The sequence below is a fragment of the Methanosarcina sp. genome (genome assembly GCF_035390745.1).
Classification (GTDB): domain Archaea; phylum Halobacteriota; class Methanosarcinia; order Methanosarcinales; family Methanosarcinaceae; genus Methanosarcina.
This window is the reverse complement of sequence record NZ_DAOOUJ010000042.1, coordinates 17,178-28,375: the sequence shown is the minus strand read 5'-3', so window position 1 is coordinate 28,375 and position 11,198 is coordinate 17,178. Positions and strand designations below refer to the sequence as shown.

Below are 11,198 nucleotides of genomic sequence, written 5' to 3'. Positions count from 1 at the left end.
AATTTTGTGTAGTGATGTTACATTTACTTTTATCACTAGATTTTGGAACTGAGTCGAGGATATTCTTGAAAAATAATTTCCTATTAAATTCAATTTAAGACAAATATCTCCGATAATTGCCTATCAGCAACAATACTATCACAACAAATCCGGCAGTAAGCACCAAGGATATGCCGCGATACTGTGAAAAGTTATTAAGAAGGGATGTGAGTCCAAGTGCGATAAAAGTGATTGCAATTGCATAGTAATTTTTCTGCCTTGAAATATCGAGATATAATTTCAAATTATTACTTACCAGTTCATTACCCTCTCTATATCCTATCATGCCACCTCTCCTTACCAGCCTTCTATGGTGAAATATTGCCAGCACATTAATAATTGAGATCAAAAAAGCCATGAACAAACAAAAAAAGGAAAAAGAGACGTGATAAGAACTAAAAGCTTCGCGAAAGCTGGCGCCTCCTCTCCCGAAAATAAAAGTAAGGGATGTAATAGAGAAACCGAATGCTGTAAATGTCAGGATTATAAGCGAATAAAACCTATCCAGAATTTTGCTTTGTTCTTCGAACAGGTCTTTTTCAACATTTCTTTGTACAGTCTGGATTTCATCCTCTACCATACCATTTCCACCCACACCATTCCCGCATAATTGTTTCCTTTCCGACCAGCAGAACATCAGTATTTGAAGAATATTTATAGATCCAGATCAATAAAAACGTAGCTTCCATATCAGCTCAAATTTTATAGAAGATTTGTAGTATTTACCGACAGATGAGCAAGGTGACCAGGATGAATGCTGAAAGCAACAATATTCAGGACTACCTCAAAAAGAGTGAAGTCATAAACTACGATCATAAGCTGATTGTTAATAAGTGCCTTGAATTAAAGAAAGAAATGGAAGGCATGGAAAAGAGGGAAGGCATGGAAAAAATGGGAGGCACGGAAGAGAAAGACGAAATCAGCCTGATCAGGAGAATTTATGAGTTTGTCCGCGATGACATTGACCATTCAGGTGACATCGGTGCACAGGAGGTTACCTGCAAGGCATCGGAAGTTCTGGAGATCGGGCATGGTATCTGCTGCGCAAAATCTCACCTGCTTGCAGCCATGCTGAGATATTTCGGGATACCGACCGGGTTCTGTTATCAAAAACTCTGCTCAGGACAGGAAGGGCTTAACAGGAAAGTCCTTCACGGCCTGAACGCTGTATATCTAAAAGACTTAAACAAATGGGTAAGGCTGGATGCAAGAGGAAATAAGCCGGGTGTGGACGCTCAGTTTTCCATACACGAAGAAAAAATTGCCTGGCAGGCAAATAAAGAGCGCGGGGAAGAAGACCATCCGGTAATATTCAAGGAGCCAAATCCGGTTGTTGTTGAGGTATTAAAGAAAAGCAATACCAGAAAAGAGATGTGGGCGCAGTGGGATCTCGGGCTGAAAGACGTGTTTCGCGATTAAAAATTAATCCGGAATCAAAAACTAATCCAGAGATTCTCAAGAGAGCCGTTGCATGTTGCGGTTTTTAAATCCAGCCGTTAGACTCAAGAAATTCAATAGCTTCTACAGCCCCATCCCCAAAAGATGCTTCTGTAACGTAATTGGCAACTTCCTTTATCCTTTCGTCCCCGTTTGCAACGGCAATTCCGAAGCCTGCCGCTTCAAACATTTCAGCGTCGTTTGCCGAGTCTCCTATTGCCACAAAATCATCGGCTTCAAGACCCATCATTCCTGCAAGCTTCTGGAGCCCTATTCCTTTGTTGATTTTGATGCTTTTGATATGGATTGCGTATTTGGTGTCGACAAGTTCAACCTCAAACGGCTGGGTTTGCAGGAGGGATCTGGCTTTCTCAAGGTCAAAGTCACGCCTGAGAGCAATCTCGGTCTTGCGGTACATGGGATCGAGTTTTGTGAGCCTGAAATGCCCGGAAAGGAAAGAAAATGCTTTTTCACACTCTTCCATGCTTCCTTCAAAAATACCGTTCACATCATAGCGGACAGTAACGGCTCCCCCGTTTTCAGCAATCACAGCCCCGGTCAGCCCGATAAGCCTTGATGTTGTCCTTGCATAACATAGAATATTGCCTGTAGCAAGGACTACCGGAACTTTAAGGGTACGCATTTTTTTGACGGCTCCAAGATGGAGTTCCCTGTTAGCACAGGTAATTGTCCCGTCAATGTCAACGACAAGAGCTTTGAATTTCATTAAAAAAATATAGGAATGGAGGAATAAAATTCTTCCCCCCATTGACTGAATTACAGAATATCTGGTTTACATCCCGGGTTTAGTTTCAAACTAATATTGGGTTACTGCCTGAATCTGGAAGTTAACAGGTATCTTCTATCTTTAACTGATAATTAACCGAACCGCTTAGATATTATTTCTGATCTGGCTCTTGAGCAACCTGAGCCATACAATACTCAGAGTTCCCACAACAAACACGATCAGCAAATCGCTACCATGCAACAGTGAGAACCGGAACAGACTTCTTAATGCCGGCACATACAGGACCAGAAGAAGACCTGAAAGCGCTCCTGCAAGCACATACCTCATGGCTTTGTTTTCCGAACATAACGTTTTGACCAGGCTCTGGGACCATGAAAGATTTGCCACAATTAAAGTAAGGTTGGAAATTACCAGCGTAGCGAATGTAAGTGTGCGTGCATCCACTTCGCCTTTGCCCGTGTACAATGCATAGAGGAAAACAACAATTACCCCTGCAAGCATGCTTATGCCCTGCACAAGGCTCAAAGCCAGATTTTTTCTTCCGAACATTCTGTCCTGGAGGTTTCTGGGAGGCCTGTTCATTATGTTTTTCTCTTCAGGTTCTGCCTCAAAGACAGTCGAACAGGCAGGGTCGATGATTAACTCAAGAAATGCTATATGCGCAGGCAAAAGGACAAGAGGCAGCTGGAACAAAATGGGAAAAACTGCAAGCCCTGCAATAGGCATGTGGACTGAAAATATGTAACCGATTGCTTTCTTGAGGTTATCGAAAATCCGCCTTCCAAGCCTTACAGCTGCAACTATGGAAAAGAAATCATCATTAAGGAGAACAATTGATGCAGACTCGCGGGCAACATCCGTTCCTCTTTCGCCCATTGCAATCCCTATATGAGCAGACTTCAGGGCAGGCGCATCATTGACCCCGTCTCCTGTCATCGCAACAACTTCGCCGTTTAACTTCAGGGCGTTCACAATTGCCAGTTTTTGCTCAGGCACAACCCTGGCGAAAATATTTGTTGTTTTTATTTTCTCTGCAAGCTCTTCCTTTGGCATGCTGGCAATCTCAGGGCCGGTGATGTACTGATCCGAATTCTTTAACCCTATCTGTCTTGCGATATGCTGGGCTGTGCCGGGATAATCCCCGGTAATCATAATTACCCGTATGCCCGCTGTATAGCATTCTTTCACCGACTGAGCAACTGATGGCCTTACAGGGTCAACAAAACCTAGCAGCCCTACAAATTCAAACTTGAAATCATGCTGAATTTCAGGCAGGGTATCATCATGAAAACTGGCTTTAGCAACACCAAGAAGCCTCAAGCCCTTATTTGCCATCTCCTGGACATGAGACATCAATTTCTCTTTTTCTGCCTCATTAAGGTGGCACAGCTCAAAAATCGCTTCTGGAGCTCCTTTTGCAGCGATAACATACTTACGGGAGTCGTGGGATTCCCAGACGTTTGAAAGTGCAAGCAGGTTTTTGGAAAGAGGATACTCCCGGACAAGTTTCCATTCACGGTGTATGTCCTCATGGTCTGGAAGGAATTTTTCAGTGCTTTTTTTGATCTCTTTTTCAAGCGGGTCAAAAGGGTCCTGCTGGCTTGCCAGATAGCCAAACTCTAGCAGTTCATGAAAATTCGCATCAAGCAGGCACCTGTCATGACCAATCTCACAGTATTCATTTCCCGCATACAGAGAGCTTAAGTTCATCCTGTTCTGCGTCAGGGTCCCTGTTTTATCAACACAGAGAACTGTGGAAGAGCCAAGGGTCTCAATAGCAGGCATGCGCCTTACCAGAACATCTCTTTTGGACAGGCGCCAGGCACCCATGCTGAGGAATACGAGCAAAACAACTGAGAACTCTTCAGGAAGGAGAGCCATGCTCAAACTGAGTCCTGCAAGTAATCCGTGCAGCCAGTCTCCTCTGGTTAGTCCGTAGACTACCACTACAAGGATGCAGAGTATTCCTCCGAAAACAGCAAAATTCTTTATAATTGCGGCTGTCTCCTTTTTTAGCAGAGAATCCTCTTCTGCAATCGTCCCGAGGGCTTTTCCGATCTTTCCCATTTCGGTGTGTATTCCTGTTGAGCTTACCTGGGCTAATCCCTGACCCTGAATCACGAGAGTTCCGGAATACACGAACGGCAGGTCATCTCCTCCCGGCTGTCCGGGCTGTAAGGATAGAGATAAGCCTGTAGATTCGCATTTTCTGACTGCCAGAGATTCGCCCGTGAGCAGGGATTCGTCTACCAGAAGATTTGTACAGGACAGCATGACTCCGTCTGCAGGTATACGGTCTCCTTCTCTCAGAACCAGAATGTCGCCTTTAACCACTTCCCGCCCCGGAATTCTCTTCTGTTCCCCGCCTCTTATTACAAGGGCCCTCGGGCTGGAAAGATTTTTTAAAGCCTCCAGTGCTCTTTCGGTCTTTCTCTCCTGGTTAAATGTTATGCCTACGACCACAAAAACGAACACCAGAAGTATCAGGGCATCTTTTACTTCCCCGAGGAACAGGTAAATCGTACCTGCAACTAAAAGAAGAAGAAGCATAGGTTCTTTGAGAACACCCAGCAAGATAGAAAAAAGACTCTGCTTCTTCTGGGACGGCAGCTCGTTATACCCTTCCTTTTTGAGTATTTCAGAGGCCTCTTCCTGTGAAAGTCCAGTTATATTTTCTGGATCAAATGTAGTTTCCATTTTTTTATACCTGCTGTAATATCCCTTTAATTTTCTTTCTTTAAAACCTGGAACCCATATTTGTAAAATCAATATATTATACCAGTAAAAATTGAAAACACTTCATTTTATACTTATTTTCCATATAAACCCTATGAGGTCTGGATCTGAAGTAAGTTAAGAGAAACAACATGAATCTTCGAATAAAAGAGGAATCATAAGAGGCTTCACTCTTTCAACTGGAATATTATTCTTACTTATATAAAACAGTAAAGAGCCAGAGACATTAAACACATGAAAATCTGAACGAAAAAGGAACAGGTAATTAAATGAAGTATCTGAGTATAGTATCCTGACTCAGGACCATATAGTATCCTGAGCCTGGAAAGAAAAAATTTCAGACTTTAGAACTGGACGATTATAGAGCTGGACGGTTATATTTCCCGTCCATCGATCATTATTTTATTGATCACTGAGTCTTTTACTGATCAGTTAGTCCGGCCATAGTCACTGCAACAACAGCTTCCCCTTCGGGAAGGCTCGGTGAGTCTACCAGGCGGATAATTCTCTTTTCTCCTTTGGATTTCCGCAGGTAAAGCCTGAAGGTTGCCGTGTGCCCGACTATATGCCCTCCGACCGGCCTTGTGGGATCGCCAAAGAAGGCGTCAGGTTTTGCCATAACCTGGTTTGTAACAACAACGCAGGCGTTGAACAGGTCTCCGAAGCGGAGCAGGCCGTGCATATGTTTGTTGAGCTTCTGCTGCCTGTCTGCAAGGGTACCTCTTCCGACATATTCAGCCCTGAAGTGAGCCATAAGAGAGTCAACTATCAGGAGGCGAACGGGTTTTCCCATTTCCTTGAGCTCGTTTGCAAGGTCTGTTGCAGAGTCCACAAGAAGTATCTGGTGATTGGAATTGTATGCCCTGGCTACATGGATGTTTTGCAGGAATTCTTCCGGATTAAGGTCCATCCCGTACTTCTCAGAAAGCCCCTTTACCATCTGGGTTATCCTTTCCGGCCTGAAGGTATTTTCAGTATCGATTATAATGACAGACCCGCCTAGACCGCCGTGTTCTTTGTCCATCTGGACATTCACTGCGAGCTGGTGAGCTACCTGAGTCTTTCCGGAACCGAATTCTCCGTACAGTTCGGTAATAGCCTGGGTTTCTATGCCCCCGCCCATCATTTCGTCAAATTCGGTACAACCGGTGGTAAGTTTGCCTACCAGTTTCCTTCTTTCAAGGACGATATCTCCGGTCTCAAATCCCCCTATATCAGCAGCCTGTCTTGCGGCATTGATGATTTTTGCGGCAGTCGATTCCCCGATTTCGGCTGTAGTTGCAAGTTCAGAAGGAGATGCTACGGCAACTGCTTCAACGGTGTTAAATCCGGCTTCTTTGAGTTTTTCTGCAGTAGCAGGGCCAACTCCTGGCAGATCTTCGAGTGCTGTTTCGCTCATTACAAATTCTCCTGATGCACATGGTTGTATAAGGTGCATAACGGTGGCTCAACTATGGTTTTGCACGTATATATAACTAGAGGAGGTGGGGTGAAAGTATTCTTACCCGGTGAAAAAATGCGCCAGTTTATCTGAAAGGGCCTGACAAAAAGAGAGAATATAAAAGCTCTTTTCAGATACTTAAACTTACAAAAGAAACGGAGAAATTAGTGAAAAAAATGTAGGAAGCCCTCAAAAAGCCGAGAAAAACCAAAACTTCTTTTTACTTAGCAGATTATCACCCATTATGTCAAAGGTCGCCTTAGGCGGGACGTTTCAGTATCTTCATGACGGACACGCCAGACTGATAGAAAAAGCATTTGAGATAGCAGGCAGTGGAAAAGTCTACATCGGGCTTACTTCGGATGAGATGCTTCAAAAAAGCCACGAAGTCGAGAGCTATGAAAACAGGAAAGCACACCTGCTTGAGTATATAAAAAAAATGGGGGTTCCGGAAGAGAGATACGAAGTTACCAGGCTGAACGATCCCTGCGGCCCAACTCTGGAAGAGGATTTTGACTACATAATCGTATCCCCTGAGACCTATCCGGTTGCCCTGAAAATTAACAGAATAAGGGAGAAAAAGGGAAAGAAACCTCTGGAAGTTGTGTATGTTGAATATGTGATGGCTGAAGACGGAATTCCAATTTCTTCCACAAGGATTTCAAAAGGAGAGATTGACAGGCACGGCAGGTTAAAAAAAGAAGCTTCAAAAAAGGTTTGAACTCCTGAATTCTCATTCTTTTCTCAAAATTCCCCTCTACAACAGGTATAAATCAGGATAGAATAATAAAGTGATAACATGCCCAGAGAATTCACACAAAAAGACATTGAGATCTTTAACAAGCTCGCCCCGGAAGCAGGAGGAAAAACGATTTCAAGAGAAGCAGGGCACCACTTTCCCTTTATCCTGCGCCCGGTTTCGCACAAATTTGCCGAATCTCCTGAAGACTTCAGGGAAAGGCTCGAAAGGCTGGATGCGGACGAACTTGATTACCTCGTAGGGCTTGCCCTTGAAGGAAAAGAAGATGTTCAGTCTCTTGACGAAGACCTCGAAGAACTGGTTGCAGTGGTCGCAAAAAAAGTATCTCAGGAAAGGGCAAAGCAGTTAAAGGACTTTGTTGGAATTTTCTGAAAAAGGAACAGTTTAAGAAGAAATTTCTAAAAAACACACATGATATTCTTCGAATAACATGCCCAAAAAACGAAAGTGCTTTCAAGTACTTTCATGCCAAACTACTCTGAAAAAAAGATATTTTAAAAACATGTCATCTGAAAAACTTATTTTTGGCACTGCGGGAGTTCCCAGAAGCACGAAAAGCAGCAACAGCATTGCAGGAATTGAGCGGGTGAGGGAACTGGAACTCGACTGCATGGAACTCGAGTTTGTGCAGGGAGTACGCATGAGTGAAAAAGGGGCAGAAAACGTTCTGGAAACAGCCAGAAGAGAAAATATAGCCCTGAGTGTACATGCACCTTATTATATCAACCTGAACTCTCCGGAAGAAGAAAAATTAAAAGCCAGCATGGAAAGGATCTATCAGTCTGCAAGGATAGGCAGCCTCTGCGGAGCAGAATCGGTTGTACTGCATGCCGCTTTTTACCAGAAGAGCAGCAAAGAGAAGGTCTATGAAAATGTCTCAAAAGCTCTTCAGGAGCTTGCAGAACAGCTGCGGGATGAAGATATCCCTGCAGTCCTCCGTCCTGAGACCATGGGCAAACGTACACAGTTTGGGACCCTTGACGAAGTGCTCTCCTTAAGCGAAGAAATCGAAGGAGTCATGCCCTGTCTTGACTTTTCCCATATGCATGCAAGGGAAGGGAAGGAGAATTCTTATTCCGAATTTATGGCAATCCTCTCGAAAGTAGAGGACTCTCTTGGGAAAGAGGGACTTGAAAACATGCATATGCATGTCTCGGGAATAGAATACGACAGGAACGGAGAAAAAAGGCATCTGACACTTAATGAATCCGATTTTAATTACCCAGAACTCCTGAGAGCCCTTAAAGAATTCGAGGTTAAAGGGTTTGTCATCTGCGAAAGCCCTATCATGGAACAGGATGCTCTTCTGCTAAAGAATACCTACATGGAATTATAATCTTACAATTCTTTTTCAGGATATGCCTATCTGGGTTGACCATAATCCTGACAAAATGTAACCTGGGGCTCAGGTAAATAGTAATATCAACGGCAGGTCACGATACTTTTCGGACAGGTTCTGATAGGCTCTCATCCAATCAATTTACCTGCCCTTCTTTTCTGCATTAAATTCGTTAACAGCTTTTGCTGTGTTCTCAAGAAGCCTGAAAGCAAGGCCCTGATCCGGCCAGAACGCCAGCCCGCAGTCCGGATTTGCATATTTTATGCGGTCCCCGAGAACAGAATAAGCCGTTTCAAGCCTCTTTTTTATAACATCCGGAGTCTCCAGCTCAGTCACGACTTTTTGCATATACTCCTTTTCCTTCCATGCATTAACTCCATACTTTTCATTGACAATACTCACAAGGCTGAAAATATCGGTTCTTGATATTCCAACTCCTGCATAAGTATCTGAATCCTCCAGCACCTTTCTGTCCAGAAGATCAATGTAGGAAGGATTGCCCGCATACTCAAACCCTATGACATTGATGGGAGTCTCGCATATGAGCTTATACTTCAATGGGGAATACAGATGAATTTCCATATCTGCACCCTGTTTCCGGGCATATGTAGATGCAATTGTAAGAGCTGAGGCGATATCAGCGTCAGAAAACTGAATCATATCGGTTAACCCCAGGCTGATTTCATCCAGGGCTATGACTTTGATTTTGAAATTTCTTGCTGTTTTAAATGCCTGTTTAACGAATTTCTCAATATCCTGTGCAAGGATATGGTATGCGTCCACAAAAGCAGTTGCCCCGAAAGCCTGAAGATACGTATCTGTGGGTCCTGCAATACAAACCCTGACTTCAATAGTTTTCCCGGTTTCTTTTTTGTACTTTTTTGCGACTTCATCGATTACTTCCAGTTCAAGAATCTTCGCATTCTCCTCTTTCAATACATAAGGCTCACTGCAGTTTTTTTCATCTTTTATGATATCAAGAAACTGGCCTATCATATCCCTGAACTGAGGATATGTGGGAACGTGCACTCCCGCATCAATTTTTCTCCGGAAAGCATCCCTTATTATTGAAAAGAGTTTTTCGTCTTCATTTCGATTTTCAGCCGCAGCCTTTACCCACTCCCTTGTGACACCTTCAGGTGTGGGAAGGCTTCCTTCATCGATAAAAATAATATCCTGCATACGGGTATTAAGAGAGATCGAGTTTTAAAGATATTGAAATTGTTCTGGCATTACAGTGTGAACTATCTAAAGAATCCAGAGAAAAAATAGAAAAAAACAGAAAACAGCTGCAAAAAGGGAAAAGGAAAAGAAAGGGAAAGAAATTAGATTTTAAGCGCTTCAGGATTTTTATCGGCATCTTCAATCCACTGGCACCCGTTTTCTCTGTTGACAACTCCAACAGTAAACTCTATACCGCTTTTGTCCACATAATCTTTGATCCTCTTCAGGGCGTGATCCACCATTCCTCCTGCTGTAAGGATCAGACAGCGCTTTCCGCAAAGGGCCATCAGGATGGATTTGTCTATGACTCCTGAAGTAACATCAAGGTGGATCCCGTCCTGCTCTGCAAGGGTTTTACTTTTCTTGCCCATTGCCCCTACAAAGACAAACTCTCCTTCTTTCAGGATCTGGTTCACCTCCTCCAGGGAATAGCTGTCAGTATCGTAAAGCAGAACTCCTCCGGCTTTAATCCCTTTACGCTTAAGTTCAACAATAGCCCTGCCGCCGGGATGGATATGCAGGACTGTGGCGTTAATGGCTTCGTAAGGGGATTGGGTTGCATATTCCCCATACATGACCCCTATGTTAAGGCTGTCTCCTTCTCTGACTCTCGGAGGGACGTCAACCCACATAAGGTCCAGAGGTTTTAAGGTACTGACAAGCTCAGGTATGGTTTTTGGGGAATTTCTGCCATAAGCAAGCCCTCTTCTTTCTATTTCATGATAAATCTCAAGAGTAGTAGGCTGGCGGAGGCCTGCTTTTTTAAGAAGCTCCTGCTCTTTGAAAACCTCTGCAGGGGTTCCCTGCCCTATAAGTTTGCTGTTTGACATGATGTACACATAGTCAGACCAGCGGTATGCCAGGTCCACATCGTGTGTGGAGATGATGATAGTGCTTCCGAATTGATTAAATTCGTTGAGCAGATCAATGATTTCATCAGCGCCTACAGGGTCAAGGTTTGAGAGCGGCTCGTCCAGAATAATTACTTCGGGCTCCATTGCCATAATCCCTGCAATTGCAACCCTCTTTTTCTGCCCTCCGCTGAGGTGGTGGGGCGGCTTGTCCTTCAAACGGGAGAGCCCTACCTGCTCAAGGGCATGGTGTACGCATACATCGACCCTTTCTTTTGGATAACCCAGGTTTGCCGGCCCGAAAGCCACATCCTGGTAAACTGTGGGGGCAAAGATCTGGTCATCGGAGTTCTGAAAAACAATTCCTACGGATTTCCGGATTTCCCTGAGGGACTTTGAATCGTACTTGAAAGGAACTCCGTGGAAAAGGACCTCACCTTCGGCTGGTTTTAAGGTCCCGTTAAGGAGAAGAAAAAGCGTGGACTTTCCGGAGCCGTTCTGCCCTACAAAGGCTACTTTTTTTCCTTTTTTAATTTCGATATTCAGATCCTGGACAGCTGCAGTCCCGTCAGGATATGTGTATTTAAGGCCCCTGGTCTCAAGAATAATCATTATCTTTTACC

Annotated in this window: 10 protein-coding genes; 4 read left to right on the top strand and 6 right to left on the bottom strand. The window is 44.0% G+C overall.

The genetic code is table 11. The features are described 5' to 3' along the window. Nucleotides 1-94: 94 nt before the first annotated feature. Complete coding sequence (locus PLL47_RS10295; protein WP_324446112.1) at nucleotides 95-619, bottom strand: hypothetical protein; 525 nt, start codon at nucleotides 617-619, stop codon at nucleotides 95-97. Nucleotides 620-771: 152 nt separating this feature from the next. Between PLL47_RS10295 and PLL47_RS10290 the strand changes: the two genes are divergently transcribed. After that, complete coding sequence (locus PLL47_RS10290) at nucleotides 772-1,458, top strand: transglutaminase-like domain-containing protein (RefSeq protein ID WP_324446111.1); 687 nt, start codon at nucleotides 772-774, stop codon at nucleotides 1,456-1,458. A gap of 64 nt (nucleotides 1,459-1,522) precedes the next feature. On the opposite strand, the gene PLL47_RS10285 is transcribed toward PLL47_RS10290, so the two are convergent. From PLL47_RS10285 to radA, 3 genes are all read right to left on the bottom strand, one after another. Then, complete coding sequence (locus PLL47_RS10285; protein WP_324446110.1) at nucleotides 1,523-2,203, bottom strand: phosphoglycolate phosphatase; 681 nt, start codon at nucleotides 2,201-2,203, stop codon at nucleotides 1,523-1,525. A gap of 165 nt (nucleotides 2,204-2,368) precedes the next feature. Beyond that, nucleotides 2,369-4,921: a cation-translocating P-type ATPase gene (locus tag PLL47_RS10280; RefSeq protein ID WP_324446109.1), complete on the bottom strand. Its 2,553-nt coding sequence runs from the start codon at nucleotides 4,919-4,921 to the stop codon at nucleotides 2,369-2,371. A 460-nt stretch (nucleotides 4,922-5,381) separates the two neighbouring features. Next, complete coding sequence (gene radA, locus PLL47_RS10275; protein WP_324446108.1) at nucleotides 5,382-6,359, bottom strand: DNA repair and recombination protein RadA; 978 nt, start codon at nucleotides 6,357-6,359, stop codon at nucleotides 5,382-5,384. 286 nt (nucleotides 6,360-6,645) lie between these two features. Here radA and PLL47_RS10270 point away from each other — a divergent pair, with 286 nt between their 5' ends. The 3 genes from PLL47_RS10270 (at nucleotide 6,646) to PLL47_RS10260 (ending at nucleotide 8,497) form a co-directional block, all read left to right on the top strand. Next, entirely contained in the window at nucleotides 6,646-7,122 is a 477-nt protein-coding gene (locus PLL47_RS10270) for a phosphopantetheine adenylyltransferase (RefSeq protein ID WP_324446107.1), read from the top strand. Between the two features lie 78 nt (nucleotides 7,123-7,200). Next, complete coding sequence (locus PLL47_RS10265) at nucleotides 7,201-7,533, top strand: hypothetical protein (RefSeq protein WP_324446106.1); 333 nt, start codon at nucleotides 7,201-7,203, stop codon at nucleotides 7,531-7,533. 130 nt (nucleotides 7,534-7,663) lie between these two features. Beyond that, a complete protein-coding gene (locus tag PLL47_RS10260) occupies nucleotides 7,664-8,497 on the top strand; it encodes a TIM barrel protein (protein ID WP_324446105.1) in 834 nt (277 codons plus the stop codon). 144 nt (nucleotides 8,498-8,641) lie between these two features. On the opposite strand, the gene PLL47_RS10255 is transcribed toward PLL47_RS10260, so the two are convergent. Further along, nucleotides 8,642-9,682, bottom strand: a complete 1,041-nt coding sequence (locus tag PLL47_RS10255) for a methionine synthase (RefSeq protein WP_324446104.1) — start codon at nucleotides 9,680-9,682, stop codon at nucleotides 8,642-8,644. A 143-nt stretch (nucleotides 9,683-9,825) separates the two neighbouring features. Then, the gene (locus tag PLL47_RS10250) at nucleotides 9,826-11,187 is read right to left on the bottom strand and encodes an energy-coupling factor ABC transporter ATP-binding protein (protein WP_324446103.1); all 1,362 of its coding nucleotides are present in this window, start codon (nucleotides 11,185-11,187) and stop codon (nucleotides 9,826-9,828) included. Nucleotides 11,188-11,198: the final 11 nt, after the last annotated feature.